General features: G+C 72.3%; 25 protein-coding genes. 6 read left to right on the top strand and 19 right to left on the bottom strand.

Going from position 1 to position 21,162, the window contains the following annotated elements; all coding sequences use genetic code 11:
- Positions 1-120 precede the first annotated feature (120 nt).
- The 3 genes from N4G70_RS20250 to N4G70_RS20240 all read left to right on the top strand — a co-directional run bounded on the left by N4G70_RS20250 (position 121) and on the right by N4G70_RS20240 (position 3,893).
- Complete coding sequence (locus tag N4G70_RS20250; RefSeq protein WP_261714088.1) at positions 121-933, top strand: class I SAM-dependent methyltransferase; 813 nt, start codon at positions 121-123, stop codon at positions 931-933.
- Positions 934-1,333: 400 nt separating this feature from the next.
- The gene (locus N4G70_RS20245) at positions 1,334-2,392 is read left to right on the top strand and encodes an NlpC/P60 family protein (RefSeq protein WP_261714087.1); all 1,059 of its coding nucleotides are present in this window, start codon (positions 1,334-1,336) and stop codon (positions 2,390-2,392) included.
- Between the two features lie 250 nt (positions 2,393-2,642).
- Complete coding sequence (locus tag N4G70_RS20240) at positions 2,643-3,893, top strand: PP2C family protein-serine/threonine phosphatase (protein WP_261714086.1); 1,251 nt, start codon at positions 2,643-2,645, stop codon at positions 3,891-3,893.
- A 43-nt stretch (positions 3,894-3,936) separates the two neighbouring features.
- Here N4G70_RS20240 and N4G70_RS20235 read toward each other — a convergent pair whose 3' ends face one another.
- From N4G70_RS20235 to N4G70_RS20220, 4 genes are all read right to left on the bottom strand, one after another.
- Positions 3,937-4,281 carry a DUF2516 family protein gene (locus tag N4G70_RS20235; RefSeq protein ID WP_261714085.1) on the bottom strand — a complete coding sequence of 115 codons (345 nt, stop codon included), beginning with the start codon at positions 4,279-4,281 and terminating at the stop codon, positions 3,937-3,939.
- A 145-nt stretch (positions 4,282-4,426) separates the two neighbouring features.
- Entirely contained in the window at positions 4,427-5,038 is a 612-nt protein-coding gene (locus N4G70_RS20230) for a hypothetical protein (RefSeq protein WP_261714084.1), read from the bottom strand.
- 23 nt (positions 5,039-5,061) lie between these two features.
- Positions 5,062-5,475, bottom strand: coding sequence for a helix-turn-helix domain-containing protein (locus N4G70_RS20225; RefSeq protein WP_261714083.1), 414 nt, complete (start codon positions 5,473-5,475; stop codon positions 5,062-5,064).
- Positions 5,476-5,601: 126 nt separating this feature from the next.
- Positions 5,602-5,988 (bottom strand): hypothetical protein, encoded by a 387-nt coding sequence (locus N4G70_RS20220; protein WP_261714082.1) that lies wholly within the window; start codon positions 5,986-5,988, stop codon positions 5,602-5,604.
- A 263-nt stretch (positions 5,989-6,251) separates the two neighbouring features.
- On the opposite strand from N4G70_RS20220, the gene N4G70_RS20215 reads away from it, so the two are divergent.
- A complete protein-coding gene (locus tag N4G70_RS20215; RefSeq protein ID WP_261714081.1) occupies positions 6,252-7,223 on the top strand; it encodes a zinc-binding dehydrogenase in 972 nt (323 codons plus the stop codon).
- A gap of 114 nt (positions 7,224-7,337) precedes the next feature.
- Here N4G70_RS20215 and N4G70_RS20210 read toward each other — a convergent pair whose 3' ends face one another.
- The 3 genes from N4G70_RS20210 to N4G70_RS20200 are packed head-to-tail and all read right to left on the bottom strand — an operon-like array spanning position 7,338 to position 10,247.
- Positions 7,338-8,597: a GNAT family N-acetyltransferase gene (locus N4G70_RS20210; RefSeq protein ID WP_261714080.1), complete on the bottom strand. Its 1,260-nt coding sequence runs from the start codon at positions 8,595-8,597 to the stop codon at positions 7,338-7,340.
- A 25-nt stretch (positions 8,598-8,622) separates the two neighbouring features.
- Complete coding sequence (locus N4G70_RS20205; protein ID WP_261714079.1) at positions 8,623-9,588, bottom strand: asparaginase; 966 nt, start codon at positions 9,586-9,588, stop codon at positions 8,623-8,625.
- Between the two features lie 59 nt (positions 9,589-9,647).
- Positions 9,648-10,247, bottom strand: a complete 600-nt coding sequence (locus tag N4G70_RS20200; RefSeq protein WP_261714078.1) for an ABC transporter substrate-binding protein — start codon at positions 10,245-10,247, stop codon at positions 9,648-9,650.
- A gap of 168 nt (positions 10,248-10,415) precedes the next feature.
- On the opposite strand from N4G70_RS20200, the gene dtd reads away from it, so the two are divergent.
- The gene (gene dtd / locus N4G70_RS20195; RefSeq protein ID WP_261714077.1) at positions 10,416-10,841 is read left to right on the top strand and encodes a D-aminoacyl-tRNA deacylase; all 426 of its coding nucleotides are present in this window, start codon (positions 10,416-10,418) and stop codon (positions 10,839-10,841) included.
- 140 nt (positions 10,842-10,981) lie between these two features.
- Here dtd and N4G70_RS20190 read toward each other — a convergent pair whose 3' ends face one another.
- The 6 genes from N4G70_RS20190 to N4G70_RS20165 form a co-directional block, all read right to left on the bottom strand.
- Positions 10,982-11,947 carry a folate-binding protein YgfZ gene (locus tag N4G70_RS20190; protein ID WP_261714076.1) on the bottom strand — a complete coding sequence of 322 codons (966 nt, stop codon included), beginning with the start codon at positions 11,945-11,947 and terminating at the stop codon, positions 10,982-10,984.
- Positions 11,948-11,957: 10 nt separating this feature from the next.
- Positions 11,958-12,395: a Fur family transcriptional regulator gene (locus tag N4G70_RS20185; RefSeq protein ID WP_261714075.1), complete on the bottom strand. Its 438-nt coding sequence runs from the start codon at positions 12,393-12,395 to the stop codon at positions 11,958-11,960.
- A 66-nt stretch (positions 12,396-12,461) separates the two neighbouring features.
- Entirely contained in the window at positions 12,462-13,034 is a 573-nt protein-coding gene (locus N4G70_RS20180) for an FABP family protein (protein WP_120722247.1), read from the bottom strand.
- A gap of 295 nt (positions 13,035-13,329) precedes the next feature.
- A complete protein-coding gene (locus N4G70_RS20175) occupies positions 13,330-14,256 on the bottom strand; it encodes a hypothetical protein (protein ID WP_261714074.1) in 927 nt (308 codons plus the stop codon).
- Positions 14,253-15,080, bottom strand: coding sequence for a hypothetical protein (locus N4G70_RS20170; RefSeq protein ID WP_261714073.1), 828 nt, complete (start codon positions 15,078-15,080; stop codon positions 14,253-14,255). The genes N4G70_RS20175 and N4G70_RS20170 overlap by 4 nt, the downstream gene beginning before the upstream one ends.
- Positions 15,077-15,904: a hypothetical protein gene (locus tag N4G70_RS20165; RefSeq protein ID WP_261714072.1), complete on the bottom strand. Its 828-nt coding sequence runs from the start codon at positions 15,902-15,904 to the stop codon at positions 15,077-15,079. The genes N4G70_RS20170 and N4G70_RS20165 overlap by 4 nt, the downstream gene beginning before the upstream one ends.
- A 157-nt stretch (positions 15,905-16,061) precedes the next feature.
- Here N4G70_RS20165 and N4G70_RS20160 point away from each other — a divergent pair, with 157 nt between their 5' ends.
- Complete coding sequence (locus N4G70_RS20160) at positions 16,062-16,427, top strand: DsrE family protein (RefSeq protein ID WP_261714071.1); 366 nt, start codon at positions 16,062-16,064, stop codon at positions 16,425-16,427.
- A 21-nt stretch (positions 16,428-16,448) separates the two neighbouring features.
- On the opposite strand, the gene N4G70_RS20155 is transcribed toward N4G70_RS20160, so the two are convergent.
- From N4G70_RS20155 to N4G70_RS20135, 6 genes are all read right to left on the bottom strand, one after another.
- The gene (locus N4G70_RS20155; protein ID WP_261714070.1) at positions 16,449-16,709 is read right to left on the bottom strand and encodes a DUF3099 domain-containing protein; all 261 of its coding nucleotides are present in this window, start codon (positions 16,707-16,709) and stop codon (positions 16,449-16,451) included.
- Positions 16,710-16,827: 118 nt separating this feature from the next.
- Complete coding sequence (locus tag N4G70_RS20150) at positions 16,828-17,115, bottom strand: DUF1416 domain-containing protein (protein ID WP_261714069.1); 288 nt, start codon at positions 17,113-17,115, stop codon at positions 16,828-16,830.
- A gap of 53 nt (positions 17,116-17,168) precedes the next feature.
- On the bottom strand, positions 17,169-18,014 hold the full coding sequence (locus N4G70_RS20145; RefSeq protein ID WP_261714068.1) for a sulfurtransferase: 846 nt from the start codon (positions 18,012-18,014) through the stop codon (positions 17,169-17,171).
- Between the two features lie 190 nt (positions 18,015-18,204).
- Positions 18,205-18,285 (bottom strand): Ms5788A family Cys-rich leader peptide, encoded by an 81-nt coding sequence (locus tag N4G70_RS37170; protein WP_350751515.1) that lies wholly within the window; start codon positions 18,283-18,285, stop codon positions 18,205-18,207.
- A gap of 444 nt (positions 18,286-18,729) precedes the next feature.
- Complete coding sequence (locus N4G70_RS20140; RefSeq protein WP_261714067.1) at positions 18,730-19,479, bottom strand: DUF2993 domain-containing protein; 750 nt, start codon at positions 19,477-19,479, stop codon at positions 18,730-18,732.
- 200 nt (positions 19,480-19,679) lie between these two features.
- On the bottom strand, positions 19,680-21,155 hold the full coding sequence (locus N4G70_RS20135) for a hypothetical protein (protein ID WP_261714066.1): 1,476 nt from the start codon (positions 21,153-21,155) through the stop codon (positions 19,680-19,682).
- Positions 21,156-21,162 lie beyond the last annotated feature (7 nt).

The raw sequence follows: 21,162 nt of genomic DNA, 5'->3' as shown, positions 1-21,162 counted from the left end.
GGGGGCGGCAGGCACGGCCCGTCGCGCGGGCCGGGGCGGGGGAGGAAGCGCTGAGCCCCGCCCGAATCGGCGCCGCTGGGCCCGGCCCGCCCCCGGCCGCCCGCCGCCTACCCTCGTCCTATGGCTCCACCCGCCCCGCCCGCCAAGCGCGCCCCCGCCAGGCGCCCCGTCGGCACCGTCACCCGCGGCACCACCAACCCGAACCGGCTGCGCCGCATGGACCGCTGGATCGCGGACGTGCACGGGGCCGTGCTGCGCCGTGCCGACGCGCCGGTCGCCGTAGACCTCGGGTACGGGGCGTCCCCCTGGACCGCGGTGGAACTGCTCCAGCGCCTGCGCACCACCGCCCCCGCCGTCTCGGTGGTCGGCATCGAGATCGAGCCCGCCCGGGTGGCCGCGGCCAAACCGTACGAACGCGAGGGCCTGGTCTTCCGGCACGGCGGCTTCGAGGTGCCGCTGGCCGAACCGCCGCTGCTGATCCGCGCGGCGAACGTACTGCGCCAGTACGACGAGGCCGAGGTGGCGGCCGTCTGGGCGCGGCTGTGCGCACGGCTCGCGCCCGGCGGACTGCTCGTCGAGGGCACCTGCGACGAGATCGGCCGACGCCACGTCTGGGTCGCGCTCGGCCCGGACGGCCCCCGCACGGTGACCTTCGCGACCCGGCTCGGCTCCCTGGAGCGCCCCTCCGACCTGGCCGAACGCCTGCCCAAGGCGCTGATCCACCGCAACGTTCCGGGTGAGCCGGTCCACTCCTTCCTGCGCGACTTCGACCGGGCCTGGGCGGCGTCCGCCCCCTACGCCTCGCTCGGCGCACGCCAGCGCTGGATCAAGTCCGTACGGGAACTGGCGGCGGACTGGCCCGTCGTGGACGGCGTACGGCGCTGGCGGCAGGGCGAGGTCACGGTCAACTGGTCGGCGCTGGCGCCTCGTTGAGGGCCGGGCCGCCGTGCGGCCGAGGCCCGCGTCCCACCCTGGCAGGCGGCACACCGAGAGCTTCCGCCCCGACCCGAGCAGGCTTGCGCGCGTCGTCCAACGAGTGAACTCCCGTGGCGGCTGGAACGCGTGGAGGGCGAGGTTCGTCAGACGGGAGGGGACGGAGGGCGGCACACGCAAGGGGATGTGCCCCGTCCGGTGCCTTGGCGCCCCTGTCGTTTTGGCGGCGGGCGTGGCAGCATCGCGGTCACTGTGTGATGTTACTGACGGTAAATCACCTGCGAAGTGACCGGCGTTCCGGGCGAGGTGCCCGGTGGTCCGGGCGCGGGGTCCGGCGATCCGGGCGAAGGGCCCGGTGTTTCCGGTGTGGGGCCGGAGCTGACTGGAGGGGGAGTTCTCAGTGCCGAAGACGCGACGTTTGGCGATCGCCATCGCCCTGGTGTGCGCCTTGACCGCGGTGGCCGCTCCGGGCACGGCGTTCGCCGATCCGGTGCCGACGCCGTCGACCACGGCGCCGGACCGGCCCAGGACGCTGGACGAGGTGAGCAGGCAGATCGACGACCTGTACCGCCGGGCGGCCGCGGCCACCGACGCGTACAACCTCGCCGAGGAACAGACCAAGGAGCAGTCCGCGCAGATCGTGCGGCTGGCCCAGGACATCGTGAAGGGCCAGGAGAAGATCAAGCGCTTGAAGGACCAGGCGGGCGCAACCGCGCGCATGCAGTACCGCAACGGCGGCCTTCCGCCCGGCGCGCAGATGATGCTCAGCGGCGACCCCGAGGGCTTCCTGGACGGTGCCGGCGCGCTGCGCCAGGGCCAGCAGGCGGCCCAGGGCCTGCTCGGCGAACTGAACAGAACCCAGGCCGACTTGGCGGCGTACAGCGCGGACGCCACCGCCCAGTGGAAGAACCTGGAGGCCAACCGGGTCAAGAAGGAAGCCGCGAAGAAGGACATCACCGAGAAGATCGCGGCGGCCGAGAAGCTCCAGTCCCAGCTCAAGGAGCAGGAGCGCGAGCGCCTGGCCGAGCTGGAGCGCAAGAAGGAGTTCGACTCGCAGACGGCCTGGCTGAGCACCGGCGTCCTGAAGGACATCAACGGCAGCGCGAGCGAGCAGGGCAGGAAGGCCGTGAAGTTCGTCACCGACCAGATCGGCAAGAAGTACATCTGGGGCGCCGCGGGTCCCGACACCTTCGACTGTTCGGGGCTCACCTCCCAGGCCTGGCTCGCGGCCGGGCACCCCGTCCCGCGCACCTCGCAGGAGCAGTGGGCGCGACTGCCGCACGTGGCGATCAAGGACATGCGCCCCGGCGACCTCGTCATCTACTTCGCCGACGCCACCCATGTCGGGATGTACATCGGCGACGGCGCGATCGTGCACGCCCCGCGGCCCGGCCGGACCGTGACGATCACCGGAGCGGGTTCCATGCCGATCCTCGGGGTCGTGCGGCCGGACAAGTAGCCCGTACGCCCCTGCCTCGCGGGAGCGCCCGGGCGTGCGGGGGCGCCTCCGAGCCGTCGCGACGGGCACTCCGCAACTTCCTGGGGCCCCGACAAATCGGGCATGAGGCATATGCCAACCGGGGTTCAGTGATGAACGACCCATCGCCATTCCGCCGCGCCGGTGGATGAGGCTAGGGTCCCGGCTGGTGGGGCGCCGACCGGCGCTCCATCCGCACCCTCGGGGGGAGGGAAGGATTCCGGAACCGACGATGCCCGCATCCCAGCACGTACCCGTACCGCACCAGCGCGCCGCCCCGGAGGCCCAGACGGGCGGCGCCGTCGACGGCCCGCTCAATCTGCTGGTCATCGAGGACGACCCGGCGGGCACCTTCACCGTGCACGAGCTGCTCGACGAGGCCGGCACCCGGGTCCGCATCCGGACCGCCCGCAACCTCACCGAGGCCGAGCGGCTGCTCACCGACGACATCCACTGCATCCTCCTGGACCTGGCGCTGCCCGGCCGGGACCCCGACGACGAGCTCGCGGCACTGCGCCATCTGCTCCGCCTCGCCCCGCGCCACGCCGTGCTGGCCCTCACCCCGTCCACGCACGCCGAGCGGGCGGCGGAGGCGGTCCGGGTGGGCGCGCAGGACTATCTGTTCCGCGACGAGCTGGACGGCAGGCTGCTGAGCCGCGCCATCCGGTACGCGGTGGAGCGCAAGCGCGCGGACACCGCCCAGTACAAGCTGGCGGAGTCGCGGCTGCGCGCCCAGGAGAACGCCCGCCTGGAGCGCGGGCTGCTCCCGACGCCGCTCCTTGACGGCTCGGACCTGCGTTTCGCGGCCCGCTACCGGCCCGGCCGCTCGCGCGCGCTGCTCGGCGGCGACTTCTACGACACGGTGCGCACCCCCGACGGAACCGTCCACGCGATGATCGGCGACGTCTGCGGCCACGGCCCCGACGAGGCGGCCCTCGGGGTCGAACTCCGCATCGCCTGGCGGGCGTTGACGCTCGCGGGCCTGTGCGGGGACGAGCTGCTCTCCACCCTTCAGCAGGTCCTGGAGCACGAGAGGGACAGCGAGGAGATATTCGCGACGCTGTGTACGGTGGACATCGCGCCCGACGGCCGCCGGGCCGGCCTCTGCCTCGCGGGCCACCCCTCGCCGTTGATCGCGCTGAACGGCCGGGCCCAGTTGCTCCCGTACGAGAACAGCGGCCCGGCCCTGGGTCTGCTGCCCCGGGCCCGCTGGCCGCGCCGGCAGGTCGAACTCGGCCGCGAATGGGGCCTGTTGATGTACACCGACGGCCTGATCGAGGGCCGCACCGGCGAGGGCAGCCGGCGGCTCGGCCAGGACGGCATGCTGGACATGATCAACGATCAGCTCGCGTCGGGGCTGCGCGGCGAGGCCCTGCTGGAGGCGGCCGTGACCCGGGCCCGCGAACTCAACGGGGGCGAGCTGACGGACGACGTGGCGGTGGTCCTCCTGGAGCGCAAACGCCCGGAGAGCCGGCCCGCCTGAGGAGGACCGGCTCTCCGGGGGCCGCCGCCCCGGGTGGCAGGGGTTAACGCCCGCCGTTGTAGGGCCCGTAAGGACCGTCACTGCTGGAGCCGCCGCCGCGGCGGCCACCCCGGCCACCGCCGGAGACCTGCCGCAGCGCGGGCCGTACGTCCACCATGAACACGATCGAGGCGACGAGCCCGGCGAGCTGGAGGAACAGGACCGGCACGACCAGGTTCACCACGACCGTGATGCCGAGGATGATCAGCCAGAACGGCTTGGTCTGCTTGCCGGCCGCGCGGTACGCGTCCTCGCGGGCGATGACGGCGAAGACGAACGCCACGACGGCGATGACGAGCATCGCGAGATTGAGCAGCGAGGTGAAGAGGCTGAATCCCGTGAGCAACATGCCGTGCACCGCCTAGATAAGTCCTGATGAGTGATGAGCCCCGAGAGCGCTCGCGGCCACGGTACTGGTCCAACGGCGCGGGCACCCCGGAAGTGCCCGCACCGCGGGATGGCTCAGCGCGTCGCTGGGGGACGCCCGGCGAACGCTACTCCGCGGACTTGGCGGTCGGCTTCTTCGCCGGGGCCTTGCGCGGGGCAGTCTTCTTGGCGGCGGGCTGGTCGGCCGCGTCCGCGCCCACGACGGGCTCGACGGACTCGACGGACTCGACGGGCTCGGCCTGGGCCGGAACGTCCTTGGCCGGGGCGTCGCCCTCGACGGCGCCGGCGATCTCGACGATCTCGTCGGCGGCCTCACCGCGCCACTGCCTGACGACCTCCTGGCCGTGCTCGGCGACGGAGTCGTAGCCCTCGCGCGCCTTGACGGCGTACTCGGCGAGGACGCCGACCCCGCGCAGCGCCAGGTCCTGGGCGTTCTCACCCAGCTTCTTGAAGTCGCCGTCGATGGCGCCCAGGAGATCGGTGGCGCGGGTCGTGACGGCGGTCTGGACCTCCTTGACGCGAGCGGCGGCCTTCTCCTGCACGACCTTCGGGTCGGTACGGCGCACGGCCTCGATGCGCTCGGGCGCCTCGGCCTGGATCTTCTCGATCAGCGCCGGCACCTTCTTGGCCTGCTGCCCCGCGAGGTCCGCCGTCCCGGCGAGGAAGTAGAGGGGGGTGGGGTCGGTGAGGGTCTTGCGCAGGTCATCGGTGATGGCCATGTCTGTCCTCCCGGATCAGTTACTCAGTTGCTCGCTTGAGGGTGGTCGGCATCACTGCCGTCGGCGGCGCTGTCGGTGTCCGTGTCGTCGTCGAGCCCGTTCTCCTTGCGGAAGGACTCGTAGATCTGGAGCAGAACCTGCTTCTGACGCTCACTGAGCGAGGGGTCGGCAAGAATCACGCTGCGCGTCCCGGCGGCCTCGGGAGACCGCTCGTCGAGAATCCCGGCCTGTACGTACAGCGTCTCGGCCGAGATCCGCAGCGCCTTCGCGAGCTGCTGCAAGATGTCCGCACTCGGCTTGCGCAGCCCGCGCTCGATCTGGCTCAGATACGGATTGGACACCCCGGCGGCATCGGCGAGCTGCCGCAGCGAAAGCTGCGCGGTGCGCCGCTGCTCGCGCAGGAACTCGCCGAGATTGCCGACGTTGAGCGATGCCATGCCCCGATGGTGCACCCCCCTTGCTAACTTTTGCAAGCGCCCGCTTGCAAAAGTGTGCCACGCCACCCGGAGGGGGGGCCGGGAGCCCGGCTCAGCAGCCAAGGCCACGGCCCCCGCTCCTCCCCCCTACGCCGTGATCGTCACGCAAGGCAGCCCAACGCTCTCCCCGCCCCGGAAGCCCTCCGCGCACAGGCGGGTGCCCGGGGGGAAGTGGCGTTGGGGGTAGGCCTGGTCGCGGTAGGTGCGGAACTTCGAGACGTCCTCCACCTTCGTGTTCGCGCTCCACCCGTTCGTGGTCCACACGCGGGCGTGGATGCGGTGCGGCTGGTTGGTGTTGATCACCGAGACCTCCACCCGGCCCAGGTAGTCGCCGTTGTCGTAGGTCTCGATGCAGACCGCGTTGTTGCACCATTTGCCGGACGCCGCCGCGGGCGGCCCCGCGACGATCACGCAGCTCAGTGCGGTCGCGGCCACCGCCGCTCCGGTGGCCATTCTTCGGGTGATCTCGTGCATGACGGTGCCCTCACGTGTGTCGGCGGGAGCCGGGCGGTCCCCGCCGACACAACGCCGCGCGTGATCATGGGTTACGCCCCCTGCGCCGAGGGGCGCAGCCGCACGCACTCCCACCCCCGCCCCGACGCGTGCCCGCCGACCGGCAGGGTCGTGGAAAATCGCGGCCCCCTCGAATCACCCTTGACCTCAAGTGCGCTTCGGGTTGAAGACTCGGGCCATCGGCCGCGCACCGGCGCGGACAACGGGTGGGAACGGTGGCTGTCATGCGTGTCGCACAGGTGCGGGAGTTCGGCGGGCCCGAGGTACTGGTGCCGGTGGAGGTGGTGGACCCGGTCGCCGGGGCCGGCGAGGTCGTCGTGGCGGTGGACCACATCGACACCCTCTTCGTGCAGACCCAGATCCGCGCCGGAGGCTTCCGCGAGTTCTTCGGCATCGAGCCGCCCTATGTGCCCGGCGGCGGCGTCTCCGGCACGGTCGCCGCCGCCGGACCCGGCGTGGACGCGGCCTGGGTCGGCCGCCGGGTGGCCGTGTCCGGCATCGACGACACCTATGCCGAGCTCGTGACGGCACCCGCCGCGCGGCTCTCCCCGGTCCCCGACGGCGTCGGCCCGCGTGAAGCGGCCTCGCTCGTCCACGACGCGGTGACCGCCCTCGCGCTCCTGGAGAACACCGCGCTCAAGCCGGGCGAGACCGTACTGATCACCGGCGCCTCGGGCGGCATGGGCACCCTGCTCGTCCAGTTGGCGCACGGGCTCGGCGCGCGGGTGGCGGGCGTGGCGCGCGGGCCCGAAAAGACCGCGCTGGTGCGGAAGTTGGGGGCCGATCTCGTCATCGACGCGGGCGAGCAGGAGTGGGGGCGGCGCGCGCGGGCCGCGCTGGGAGAGGGCGGCGCCGATCTGGTCCTGGACGGCGTCGGCGGCCAACTCGGCCGGGACGCCTTCGCGTTGACGGCCGACGGCGGACGCTTCTCCGCGCACGGCGCCCCCTCCGGCACCGGCTTCGCCGCCGTCGACCCCGACGAGGCCCGGCGCCGCGACATCGCCCTGCTCGGCATCGGCGACATCCAGGTCACGGCCGAGCGCCGCACCGCGCTCCTCGACCGGGCCCTGCGCGAGGCGGCGGCCGGCCGGCTGCGCCCGGTGATCGGCGGGGTGTTCCCGCTGGCCCGCGCCGCCGACGCCCACCGCGCCATCGAGGGACGCGGCCTGGTCGGAAAGGTGCTGCTCACCCCGTGATCGCCGGGCGGGCCAAGAACAGAGGCCGGACCCGTGCTGCGCGCACGCCGCCCCCCCCTGTCGCCCGCCGACGGCACCCAGCCGGCATGTGACGATCCCCCACGGGGGTGGGGGTCAGAACATGTCGGGGCACCAGGGGCGGCGCGCCGTGCGGAACAGCGCGTCCGCGCGTGCCGCCGCCCCCGGTCGCTCCTCCACGACCCGGCCGAGCGCGAGCAGCCTCGACGCCGACTCGTCGCCGAGGTAGAGGGAGGCCAACTCCCTTGCGTCCAGGGCCAGTTCGGCGCTGCGCGTGGTGGGCGTGCAGCGCGCGCCCGTCTCGCTCGCCTCAAGGAGGAAGCGTCCCGCGGCCAGGCCCGCCTCGTCCTCGACCTCCAGGACGAGGGCGCCCTCAGCGGCGTACGCGCGTGCCTCAAGGGCCCGTACGACATCGATCAGCCGCAGCCACAGGAAGTCGCTGTGGGTCACGATCCTGGCGGCGCGCGGGTTCGGGAAGAACAGCGGGAGCAGGTCGTCGGGGGCGCGGTAGCCGGTGCGTACCGTGCGGATCCAGTCGATGGAGCACAGGAAGTGCCACAGGGCGCGGTCGGCCTCGGGGGTGAGGCCGATCAGGGTCTTCACCGTGGCCGTGTTCTCGGGCAGCTTGGCGTCGCTCCACCGCTCGTCGGCGGTGTACGCGGCGATCCCGGCGGGTTCGCCGTCGGCCGTGCGGTACACCGCGAAGAACGGCTCGGTCCAGGGGCCGTCGCGGCGGACCACGCCGGTGGTCAGGTCCCACCAGCGGCGGTCGCGGCTGATCGCACCGGCCTGGGACGGCCGGAAACGTTCGAACACCTCGGTGCCGAGCTTGGCGGCCTCGGCCGGATCCACCAGGTCCACGCGGCCACCGTCGGCCGGGCCCGACCAGTGCGGGTCGAGGCCGCTGCGGGCGGTGTCGATCTCCCACTCGGCGAGCTGGGTGGCCGGGCCGTAGCCGTACCGGCCGTAGATCGGGTACTCGGCCGCGATCAGCGTGGACGCCACGTCGCCGCGCTCGCGGGCCGCCGCGAGATCGGCCGCCATCATCCGGGTCAACAGGCCGCGCCTGCGGTGGGTGGGCGTGACGGTGACGCCGCTGACGGCGCTCACGGGCAGCGCGGCGCCGCCGGGCACGGTCAGCTCCTGCGCGAAGGACCGGAGCGTGGCCACGCACCGGCCGTCGTCGAAGGCCCCCCGCACCCGGCTCAGGTCGCAGTTGGCCCGCAGGTCACGCGTGTACTCCTCGCCCACCGCCGACGAGCGCAGGAATCCCACGGCGACCGCCTTCATCCAGTGGGTGAACTCGTCGTCGGTGACGCTGCGGACCTCGATGCCGGGCGTGTCCGGGATGCTCATGGCGGTCACGCTAGGCGGGCCCCGCTCAGAATGTCGCCCGAATTTCGCCGACCTCCGCGGCCCCGCCCAGCAGCGGCGCCCGGCCGATGCGGTCCACCACGGGCGCGTCCACGCCCATCAGGCGCAGCGCGCGGGCCAGGACCGGGCCGAGCGCGCGGATCGCGCCGTCGTCGACCTTGAAGGCGAGCGCGCGCCCGTCGGCGAACGCCACCGCCTGCACGGCCTCGGCGCCCATCTTCGACAGGGTGCCGGGCACCTCGCGCATCAGCCAGGTGTCGGGCCGCCGGGTGCCGGCCACGTACTCGGGGTGGGCGCGCATCGCCTCGGCGACCCGGCCCTCGACCGAGCCCGGGTCCGCCGTCGCGAAGGTGCGGAAGGCGCGGGCCAGGCCGGTCAGGCCGATCGCCATCAGCGGCGCCCCGCAGCCGTCCGTGCCGACCGAGGCGACCGGCTCGCCCGCGGCCGACTCGACGGACTCCAGGACCAGGCGCTGGAGCGGGTGCGCGGGGTCGAGGTAGGTGGTGAGGTCCCAGCCGTTCTGCTTGCAGGCCGCGAGCATCGCCGCGTGCTTGCCCGAGCAGTTCATGGTGAGCCGCTCGCGCACGTGCCCGGCGGCCAGGTACGTCTCGGCCTCGGCGGCGTCCAGCGGCAGGTCGGGCGGCGTCTGGAGGTCGTCCGGGCTCAGCCCGTGCTCGGCCAGCATCTTGCGTACGAGATCGAGGTGGAAGCCCTCGCCCGAGTGGCTGGCGGCGGCGATGGCCAGGCGCTCGCCGGAGAGGTCGAGGCCCGCGCGCAGCACGGCGGCGGCCTGCATCGGCTTGTTGGACGAGCGGGGGAAGACGGGCGCGGCCGGGTCGCCGAGCGAGAACTCGACACTGCCGTCGGCCGCCAGCACCACCAGCGAGCCCCGATGGTGGCCCTCGACGAATCCGGAACGTACGACTTCGGCGAGGACCGGGGGTATCGGGGACGTCGAGGACACGGCGGTCATGGGTGCGGCCTTCCGGACGGGGTGCCCCGCCCCGGAGGGGTCGCTTCCGGACGGGCGGGTCAGATGAGCAGATCGTCTACTTGTGCTTCCCCATCACGGTACCTGCGGGCGATCTCCGCGCTGCAATCGTCGGCGGTGCGCTGGACCTCCTTGCGGCGCCGCGAGACGTGCTGTTCGTAGCGGATCAGGCGCCCGGTGGCGGTGTGCAGCTCCTCGTCCGTACGGGCTTCCAGGTCGGACAGCTCGACCTCGGCGTCCATCTCGGCGGCCAGCGTCCGGTACTCCTCGCTGCGCGGCGCGGAGAGCGTGACATGGCGGGCCGAGGCCCGGTGTGAGGACGGTGCGTCGGTGAGGATCTCGGCGAGCCGCTCCACCACCGGCGCCTGCGGCCCGGTGCGCCGGGCCAGCTCCGCGCGCAGGATGTCGATGCGGCCGTGCAGCAGCCGCCGCACATAGCTGAGGTCGGCCTCGTCGCGCTGCGACTGCCGGCGCAGCGTGCGCAGTTCGGCGAGGCGGAGCGCGGCCAGGTCGTGGCCGCGCTGGGGCGGCAGGGTGCCGCCCGCCCGCCGCACGGGCGGTCGCACGGCGGTCGTCGTACGCGGGCTGGTCCGGGTGAGCGATACGGGACCGGGCGACTGCCCGGCGCCTGGTGTAGTCATGCGTCTTTCCGTCCCCTCGACCGGTGCATGGGGTCTCCCCGGGCCCGAAGGACCAAGGGGAAGCACCGCCTGTACGCATCGTGCCACTCCCGGTACGGCACGTGCAGGTGCACTGCACCCGTTCAGCCGCTCGGAATTCGGACTCGCCAGTGGCATAGGTTGGGGCGCATGCGAGCGGTGGTGCAGAGAGTCGACGGCGCGAAGGTCGTCGTGGCGGGTGAGACGGTCGGCGAGATCACGGGCGAGGGCCTGTGTGTCCTGGTGGGCGTCACCCATGAGGACAATCCGGACAAGGCGGCCCAGCTCGCCCGCAAGCTGTGGTCGGTTCGCATCCTTGAGGGCGAGAAGTCCTGCTCGGACGTGAATGCGCCCTTGCTGGTGATTTCGCAGTTCACTCTCTACGGGGACGCCCGCAAGGGCCGCCGCCCCACCTGGAACGCGGCCGCCCCCGGCGAGGTGGCGGAGCCCCTGGTCGACGAGGTGGTGGCCCAACTGCGGGCGCTGGGCGCCCAGGTGGAGACGGGCCGGTTCGGCGCGGACATGCGGGTGTCCCTCACCAACCACGGCCCGTTCACGATCGTCGTCGACGTCTGAGCCGCACGGGTGCGGGCCGCGCTCTGGGCGAGGGACGCGCCCGGCCGGGTACGGGACCTGCCAACGTCCCAGCCGCCGCGCCCCGGCGGTGGACGGGACCTGTCGACGCCCGAGCCGCCCGGCTCAGCGGCAGACCCGGCCTACGGCTCGACCACGACCTCCTGGGCCGCCGCCGTGTTCCCGGCGAGCAGCGCCGCGTCCACCGGCACGTTCCGCTTGACCAGGGCCAGCGCGATCGGGCCCAGCTCGTGGTGGCGGGCCGAGGTCGTGATGAACCCGAGCTGACGGCCCTCCGCGCCGTCGGCCGCGAGCCGCACCGGCGTACCCGAGCCGGGCAGCAGCACCTCGCTGCCGTCCAGGTGCAGAAAGACCAGGCGGCGCGGGGGCTTCCCCAGGTTGTGGACACGGGCGACCGTCTCCTGGCCCCGGTAGCAGCCCTTCTGGAGGTGGACGGCCGAGCCGATCCAGCCGACCTCGTGTGGAATCGTCCGGTGGTCGGTCTCGAAGCCGAGCCGGGGCCGGTGGGCCTCCACCCGGAGCGCCTCGTAGGCCAGGATCCCCACGAGGGGGCCGGCCTCGGCGGCGTACTTCTCCAGGTCGGCGCGGGGCAGGAACAGATCGCGGCCGTACGCCGTCTCGCGCACCGCCACCCCGTCCGGCACCTCGGCGATGGAACCGGCCGGCAGATGGGCGACCGCGAACTCCCCTGTGCGGTCGGCCACTTCGACCCGGTAGAAGAACTTCATCGACTCCAGGTACGCGATCAGCTCGCCCTGGGTGTCGGGCTCGACGTGGATCCACACCGTGGTGCCGTCGTCGACGAGATAGAGGGCGTGCTCGACGTGTCCGTGCGCGGACAGGACGAGCGCCTCGGTCGCCTGTCCGGCGGGCAGGTCGCTCACGTGCTGGGTGAGCAGCAGGTGCAGCCAGCTCAGCCGGTCGTCGCCGGTGACGGTGACGACCCCGCGGTGCGAGAGGTCCACGAGGCCGGTGCCGCCGGCCAGCGCGCGCTGCTCGCGGAACAGGTCGCCGTAGTGCGCCGCGACTCCTTCGTCGGGCCCCTCGGCGGGGACGGCGCCGGGCAGGGACAGCAGGGGGCTCTTCATGTACGCAAGCCTACGACTCGGCGTCCGCGGCCTTCCGGGCGCAGTCCTGGCAGCGCCCGAAGATGGCGAAGTGCTTCATGTCCGTCTCGAAGCCGAAGGTGTCCCTGAGCTTCGCGGTGAAGTCGGCGGCCACGGAGACGTCGGCCTCGATCACCTCGGTGCAGTCCCGGCACACCAGATGGATGTGGTGGTGGCGGTCGGCCAGGTGGTACGTCGGGGCGCCGTGGCCCAGGTGGGCGTGCGAGACCAGACCCAGCTCCTCCAGGAGCTCCAGGGTCCGGTACACGGTGGAGATGTTCACGCCGCCCGCCGTCTTCCGCACCTGGGTGAGGATGTCGTCGGGCGTCGCGTGTTCCAGTACGTCCACGGCCTCCAGCACGAGCTGTCGCTGGGGCGTCAGGCGGTATCCGCGCCTGCGGAGGTCGCTCTGCCAGTCGGTGGTCACCACGCCCCCAGTGTAGGAGTCATCGCGGCGACCGCCCCGGGCGGAAGGCGACCGCTTGAGCGGGGCGGCCTACTTGAAGAAGGCGATGCCGTCGTCCGGAAGGTCACCGAGGCCCCGCGCCATGTCCGCGACCTCCTCGGGCGTGACGACCTTCTTCAGGTGCGCCGACATGTAGGGGCGCAGCTCGACCTCGGGGGTCGCCTTCTCGCCGACCCACATCAGATCGCTCTTGACGTAGCCGTACAGACGCTTGCCACCGGTGTACGGGCCGGAGGCGGCGGTGCGGGCGACGGCGTCGGTGACCAGGTCGATCTGGGGCTTCTGGTGGGCGAGCTCGCCGTACCAGATCTCCACGATGCCCTGGTCGCGGACCATGACGACCTCGACCTTGCGGTCCTTGTCGATGCGCCAGAAGCCCGACTCGGACTCCAGCGGCTTCACCTTGTTGCCCTCGGCGTCCAGGATCCAGGAGTGCGAGACGTACTCCAGGAAGTCACGGCCGTCGTGGGAGAAGGTCACGGACTGCCCGAAGTTCGCCTTCTCGGCGCCGGGGAAGTCGGTGACGCCGGCGCCCTCCCACGTGCCGAGGAGGAAGACCAGGGGAACCAGGTCGGGGTGGAGGTCGGACGGAATCTCGATCATGAGGCTGCGATCTCTTCGTTGCGGTCGGGGTGAGCGTCGGGGTGGTTAGCGCTGACCCTGGTACAGCTTCTTGACGGTCAGCCCGGCGAAGGCGAGGACGCCGACGCAGACCAGGACAAGGAGGGTGGAGAAAACAGCCTCAAGCACGGGGGGCTCCTCGCATGAGCGGGTGTAGGGGCGGTCAGGGCCGGCCCCCAGCCTAATGGGTGGGGGGGCCGGCCCTCTCTGTGAGGTACGCCGCCGGTGGCGCGGCCCGGCGCGGGGGCGGGCCGGGCCGCCCGGCGGTCTCGGCCGCTCAGCCCAGAAGCTGTTCCTGCAACACGGTGGTCTGGTGGAAGGGGACCGCGGCGGCGGAGCCCTTCCTCGACTGGACGACCAGGGCGAGGACGTCACCGGCCGTGAGGTAGGCATGCCGCACCTGGACGGGGCCGGTCGGCGCGGACTCGGCGTACACGTCGTGGCGCACGTGCGGGATGCCGTTGCCGAAGTCGTACTCCTCGTCGAGCGCGGACTCCCCCTCCACGTCCTTCAGGGTGCGCGGGGCGACGCCTCCATTGGAGAGGTACAGGGTGCTGAACACGTTCTGGTACCCGGCGCTGTGGAAGCGCACCAGATAGATACGGGTGGCGGTGCCGTCCGGCATGGTCCAGCCGCGGGCCGCGAACTGGACCGGGCCGCCCTGGGCGAGGTCCTGGCGCATCTCGGAGACCCGCGAATCGGTCCCGAACTCCTGGAGGAACCGGTCGGCGGAGATCCGGCTCTTCTCCCCCTTGAGCGTGGCGTCCGGCACGGATCCCGCCGGGGCGGGCAGCAGGAGCTGCTCCAGATCGGCGTAGTGGATCATCCCGGGGTTGTCGGCGGCGAACGGCAGCGCGGCCCCGGCCGGAAGCGCGGGCTTCACCAGCCGGGGGTAGTCCCAGCGGCCGTCGCTCTTGGTGGAGAGGCCGGGCACGTCGGTGCGCTCCCGCTCGGTGATCCCGTACGCGACCCCGCTGCCGAGCACCCCGAAGACGACCACGGCGGCGGTCCAGCGCGAGACGGCCCGCAGTATTCGGCGGTCCTTGGGGGCGGCGGGCGGGGGTGTTTCGGGGAGCGGGGGTGCGAGGGGCGGGTCCGAGGGCGGGGCCGGGGTCACGGGCGGGACCGCGTCCGCAGGCGGGGTCGGGGTCTGGCCCTGGCCGCCCTGGACAGCTTGCTCGTTCGCTTGATTGAGGTCGCTCACACGGACTCCCCGGGGGACTTGATGAGGTCGAGCTGCCGGCCGAGCAGCTTGGCCGCGGCGTCGGTGTCCAGCGGGGCCGGCCCGTAGGTGTACGTACCGACCATGACGTCACCCTCGAAGGCGTTGCAGAACATCGCGTCGAGCTTCACCGTGTCGTCCTTGGGCAGCAGGAAACACACGGCGTTGGCGTGGCCCGCGATCTTCGGACCCGCGCGCAGCGCCTTGAGGGCGTGCGCGAACTCGCCCTGGAAGGCGTTCAATTCCTTGATCGCCTTCGTGTTCTCCATCTGGGACAGCCGCATCTCGGTGACGACGCCGTCCTTGGTGTAGCTGCGCAGGGCGACGCCCTGGACCTTCAGGCCGTCGATGGCCTTGTCGTTCTTCTCCCGCTCATCGGCCGGGAGATGGCGCCCGCCGTCCTTCAGCATGGCGACGGCCTGCTGGGCGCCGAACACGGCGTCGTTGCCGAACTCGCCTATGTCCGGGCCGAGTTCGTAGTCCCAAGGCAGGGGAAGCAGCTTGCCGCCGAGCCCGGCGCGGACGGGGGCCGCGGCCCGGGGCGTGGGCGTCGCCGCTCCGCTCGGCGTCGCCTGGAGCACGGTCGGGGCAGTGCGGTCCGCGTCTCCCAGCTTGCCCAACGCCCAGACGGCACCCCCGGCCACGACCAGCAGCGCGACGGCACCCGCCACGAACGGAACGAGGCGGCGGCGCCGACGGGGAGTGGGCTCGGGGGACTCGGTCGCGGCTTCCCCGAGCGCGGGTTCCACGGTCGTCGGCCGCTCGGCCGTGCGCTGCTCGGTCGTGGGCTCGTCGTGGTCGTTCACAGTCGCTCCAACTGCTGCTTGGCCAGCGCCTGCAGGGCGGATTCCGAGATGGGGCCCGAGTTGTTCTCGTACAGCACCTCCATGAAGGTGCCGTCGCGCCAGGCGAAGGCCCGGCCCTCGTACAGCGGCTCGTAGCCGGGCTTGGTCTGCGGCTTGTCGTACACGTAGGTGCGTCCGTCGACGCTGCCCGGGATCGGCTTGCCGTAGTTGCCGGCGTGATCGTCCTCCGCCATGAAGTCCTGCTGTTTCCGGGCGAACTCCTTGGAGTTGACGGCGGTGTCGTCACGGAACTGGGTCAGGATGACGGTGACGTACACACGGCCGTCCTGGGACCAGGACGTCGTCGCGCTGCGCCGGAAGCCGGTGCTCAGGAGGTGCGAGAACGCCGCGTCGGGGTGCTCGTAATCGGCCGCGGTGAGGAGCAGGTCCTGCCAGTCGGGGCGTTCCTCGATCTTCGCGCCGTCCGGCGCCGACACGAGGAGGCGGCGCAGATCGCCGTCCGTCTTCTCGCTCCAGCGGTTGGCCGAGATGGAGCGGGCCGTCGTCCTGTTGTCCGCCGGCGCGGTCTTCGACTCGGGCAGATCCCGCTGGGCGAGCGGTGCCGAAGGCGTGGGCTGCCGCTGGTACTGCACGGCGTATCCGGTGACGGTGCCCGCCAGCACCCCCAGCACGGCGGCGCCCGCGACGATCAGGGTGGTGCGGCCCCGGCGGCGGCGCGGACGCGCGGGGATCCCGTCCGGGACCTCGGCGCCGGACGGATCCGGCGCGGGCCGCGCTTCGGGGTCGGGCCCGGGCATGCCGGGCGGCTCTTGCGACGAACTCATGGGTCCCCCCACAGGACTTGGTGCACACAAAACGTGGTGAACACGGGGCTTGGCGAATCTGGGCGCGGGGCGGCAGGAGCCTGCCTTCCACCTGCGGCACACAACAGACTCACAGGGGCGGGGGGAGGTTGCGGCACGGCGGATTACAGTTCGGCATATGCCCAAGCAGAAGCTCGTGATCAAGGTGACCGCCGGCGCCGACGCGCCCGAGCGGTGTTCGCAGGCCTTCACCGTCGCGGCGGTGGCCGTGGCCAGCGGGGTGGAGGTCTCCCTCTGGCTGACCGGCGAGGCGTCCTGGTTCGCCCTGCCCGGCCGGGCCGCCGAGTTCTCGCTTCCCCACGCCGCGCCGCTGCCGGACCTGATCGCGTCGATTCAGGCGGGCGGAGGCATCACGCTGTGCACGCAGTGCGCGACCCGCCGGGAGATCACGGAGCAGGACGTCCTGGAGGGCGTACGGATCGCCGGGGCGCAGGTCTTCGTCCAGGAGATCATGGCGGACGACGTCCAGGCGCTCGTGTACTGAGCCCCGATCCGCCGCGTACGGCTACGGGCGGCGCTTCTTGCCGTCCAGCTCGTCCCACCACTCGTCCGACTTGGGGTCGCCCGAGGGGTCGTCCCACCAGCGGTCGTCGGGGCCGCGCCGGTTGGCGACCATCGCCGCGACGGGCGGGATCACCATGGCGACGACGCACATCCCGACGGCCACCGGGATCGACCAGAGGCGCACGAAGCCCCAGGCGGACACGAAGAGCAGGATGCAGCCGCCCATCATCCAGAAATAGCCGCGCCGGCGCCGGGCCAACATGTGTCCAGCGTACGACCGGAACGCCGGGCCCGATACGGCACGAAGGACCGCACCCCATTCCAAGGCGTCCAACCCCCGGGGTGCGGCCCTCCGGCCGGTCCTGCGATCGCGCCGTCGGTCAGACGGCGATGGCGACCTCGGCGAGGCCTCCGGTCTGGGCGACGACCGTACGGTCCGCGCTGCCGCCCGGCACCAGGGCGCGCACGGTCCACGTGCCCTCGGCCGCGTAGAAGCGGAACTGTCCGGTGGCCGAGGTCGGGACCTCGGCGGTGAACTCGCCGGTCGAGTCGAGCAGGCGGACGTAGCCGACCACGGGCTCGCCGTCCTTCGTCACCTGGCCCTGGATCGTGGTCTCACCGGGCTTGATCGTCGAGGCGTCGGGGCCGCCGGCCTTCGCTCCACACATGGTTCTTCCTTACGGTCTACGGTCTGGCGGGTGGGCTACGCGGGCTGTGCGGGTTACTTGTTGGCGCCGAGCTCGATCGGCACGCCGACGAGGGAGCCGTACTCGGTCCACGAACCGTCGTAGTTCTTCACGTTCTCCTGGCCGAGCAGCTCGTGCAGCACGAACCAGGTCAGGGCCGAACGCTCACCGATGCGGCAGTACGCGATGGTGTCCTTGGCGAGGTCGACCTGCTCGGCCTCGTACAGGGCCTTGAGCTCCTCGTCCGACTTGAAGGTGCCGTCGTCGTTGGCGTTCTTCGACCACGGGATGTTGCGGGCGGACGGGACGTGGCCCGGACGCTGCGACTGCTCCTGCGGGAGGTGGGCCGGGGCGAGCAGCTTGCCGGAGAACTCGTCGGGCGAGCGCACGTCGACGAGGTTCTGGTTGCCGATCGCGTTCACGACGTCGTCGCGGAAGGCGCGGATCGAGGTGTCCTGCGGCTGGGCCTTGTACTGGGTGGCCGGGCGGCTGGGGATCTGGTCGCCGTCCACGAGGTCGCGGGAGTCGAGCTCCCACTTCTTGCGGCCGCCGTCGAGGAGCTTCACGTCCTGGTGGCCGTAGAGCTTGAAGTACCAGAAGGCGTACGAGGCGAACCAGTTGTTGTTGCCGCCGTACAGGACGACGGTGGTGTCGTTCGCGATGCCCTTGGCGGAGAGGAGCTTCTCGAAGCCCTCCTGGTCGATGAAGTCGCGGCGGACCGGGTCCTGGAGGTCCTTCGTCCAGTCGATCCGGATCGCGTTCTTGATGTGGTTCTTCTCGTAGGCCGAGGTGTCCTCGTCGACCTCGACGATGGCGACCGTCGGGTCGTCGATGTGGGCCTCGACCCAGTCGGCGTCTACCAGGACGTCACTGCGGCTCATGTTGTTCTCCTCCGGGGCAGTCTGCGGGGGCGGTGCGGGTGTGCGGGGACGCGGCGGCGCGGGTGCGGTGCGAGTGCGGTGCGGGTGCGGTTCGCCTGCGGCGGCACGGGGTGGCCCTGTGGTCCGGTCGACCCGGGTACGGTCGTTCGCGGCCAACGGGCCCGGGGAATGCGGGAGTTGAGCGTCCCGCTCAGAAGGGGCGACAGAGCATGGCGGCGACGCGGCACAGGTCTACTGCCCGCCGCTTCGTGAGGTCCGCCTGTCGCTTCATGCGTCCGATCGTAGGGACGCATACCGGGGCGTGTCACCGGTGTGTCGCATGCTGAGACTCGATCATCCGCATACTGATACGCGGCCGTCCCTCGACCCCCTCGGGAGGTGGCCCCGGGCCGGGTGTGGGGCGGGTCTTCTGCCCTACGGACCAAGCCGTCTCACGATCCGGGCCCCCGGGTACGGGGGCCCGCCCCCCTGGGGCTCCGCCCCAGACCCCGTTCGCGCCTGAACGGCGCTCGTCCTCAATCGCCGGACGGGCTGAGGTGTCCCGTACCGGCCCGCACCGAGCAGTTAAGGGGCGCGGGGAACTGCGCGAAAAGCGACCACGGTCCGCGGACGGAGGCGGGTTTGGGGGCGCGGGGAACTGCGCGACCAGCCACGCACGGTCCGCAGGTGGAGGACGCCCCCGGAGGGTCTCGGGAAGGGGCGGGGTGGGGGAGAATCAGCCCGCCAGCCGGACCTCCGTGCCCTCCCCCGAGAACCGCAACCCCGTCTCCGACGCCGTCACCTTGTTGAGCTTGATGCTCGACGGCATGCCATCGATCTTCAGGTCGTAGTCGACCGCCTTGCGCAACCGCTGGTCGAACCCCGGCACGGGCAACGCCGGCAGCGACTCCGCCCTCAGCTGCACCGCCCCGGACCCGTTCAGACTCACCGTGCTGTACGCCGAGACCGTCCGCCCCTGGATCAGCGCCTTGATGGCCGCCGGCAGCGTCACGCCCTGGCCCTCCAGGAGATCCGCGAGGGGGCCGCTCACCTTGACCTGGCCCTTGGCCGCCCGCTCCGGGCCCGCGTAGCCCACCGTCGCCCCCTTGGGCGCCGCCTTGGACAGGTCCGCGTACGAGATCTGCGCGGCGCCCTGCGCCCGCCCGGCCACCGCCGACGAGAAGGAGCCGTCGATCTTCACCGCGTGCAGCTCGGCCGTCACCTCGGTGACGTTGACCGAGTGGCCCCCGGCCGTCGCGGTGACCCCGGACAGCGAGACGTCGACCTCGTCCAGTTCCTTGCCGACCACCTGGGTCAGGAAGGGGAAGCCCTTGATGTCGACGTCGGGGGTCGAGGCGAGCCGCTGACTGCTCTTGATCTTGTCGGCGGTCTTCGACTCGGCGATGTTCACCGCGACGCGGTCCACGGCGACGAAGATGCCGCCGAGGACGATCGCGATGATCAGAAGTATTCGCAGTGCTCGCATTGCCTACGTGTCCCCCACCAGTCGGCCGCCAGTCGGCCCTCGACCCTTTGATCAGAACCCGATCGACCAGAAACCCGGTCGATCGGACATCGAATCGACCGGAATCCGGTCGATCGGAATCCGGTCGATCGACCAGAGCTGATCGATTCTCCGTGTTCGTGATCCACCCGAATGACGATCGCGAGCCTAACCCCGGTTCCCTACGCCACGGCGCGCCCGATGAGATACAGCACAGGGACGGCCGCCGTGAGCGGCAGGGCCACGCCCGCCGTCAGGTGGACGAACCGGGAGGGGTAGTCGTACGAGGCGACCCGCAGCCCGATCAGCGCGCAGGCGCCGGCCGCGAGACCCAGCAGCGCTCCGGAAGCGCCGATGCCGGTCGGACCGCCCACCGCGACGCCCGCGCCCGCGGCCGCGAGCAGCGCGACCGCCACGGGGGCCATCGAGGGCAGCGGAAGCGCCCGGGCGAGGGCCGCGACGGCCACCGCGGCCGCGCCGACCGACACCGCGTGCGGCGGCGCCGCGAGATATCCGCCGGCCAGGATCGCGAGCGCCGCCGAGGCGACCGTCGCCATCAGCCCGTACATCCGCTCGTCGGGCTCCGCGTGCGAGCGGAGCTGGAGGACGAGGGTGAGCAGCACCCAGACCCCGAGGGTGCCCAGGATCGCGGCGGGAGCGTGTTCCCGGCCGAGCGCGAGGAGGGCGACGTCGGCGACGAGTCCGCCCGCGAAGGCGAGCGCGATGCCCTGGCGGGCCGGCCACATCCCGTTCAGGCGGAACCAGCCGGCGGCCGTCACGGCCTGGAGGGCGACGAGCGGCACCGCCAGGGCGTAGGGGCCGATCGGGGCCGCCACCGCGAGGAGCAGGCCGAGCGCGGCGGTCAGCGCGGCCGGCTGCATCCCGGGCGCGATGATCGGCGAGCGGCCCTCCGCGCGGGCCCGCTGGGCGTCGGTGACCCGCGCGTTGCCGACCGTGGTGGGCGAGCCGTAGGCCGGCCCTCCGGCGGCCCCGGCGGCCGGGGTCGCGGCGGGCTCGTACACCGGCTCGGCGGCCGGTCCGGACGCCATCGGCACCTCCGGCGGCAGCGGCACGGACGTCGTGCCCCCGCCGTTCTGCGGCGGCAGATACGCGCCACCCGCCGAGCCGCCGTCCTGCCGTGGCTCGCCTCCCTGCCAGGGCTGGGCGGTGTTCGCCCCGGCGCCTTCCTCCCACGGCCGGGCCGCGTTCACCGACGCGCCCTCCTGCCAGGACTCGGCGGGCTGGGCATGGCGGCCCCGGCGCGGCGCGGGCTCGGCGGCCTGCTGGGTCGGCGCGACAGTGGGCTGGTACTGGGTGTCCCAGGTCTGCCCTTCCCAGGTCTGCGTGTACTGCTGGTGGGGGTCCTGCTGGTGGGGGTCCTGCTGAGCCGGCTGGTCCTGATGGAAGCCCTGCTGGTCCTGATGGAGGCCCTGCTGGTCCTGATGGAAGCCCTGCTGACCGTGCCGGCCCTGCCGGCCCGAGAGGTCCTGGTGGCCCTGCTGACCCTGCTGGTCCTGCTGGTCCTGGTACGGCTCGTACGGGAACGACGGCTGCGACTGCGGCTGCTGCGCGGGCTCCCCGTAGGGGGCCTGCGGCTGCACGGGCCGGCCGTACTCGTCGTACTGGGGCTGCTGTTGATACGGGTACTGCTCGCTCATGACGTGG

The organism is Streptomyces sp. ASQP_92 (genome assembly GCF_025399895.1).
Lineage (GTDB): Bacteria > Actinomycetota > Actinomycetes > Streptomycetales > Streptomycetaceae > Streptomyces.
Note: the sequence above shows the minus strand (reverse complement) of the source record. Positions and strands in the feature narration are given on the sequence as shown.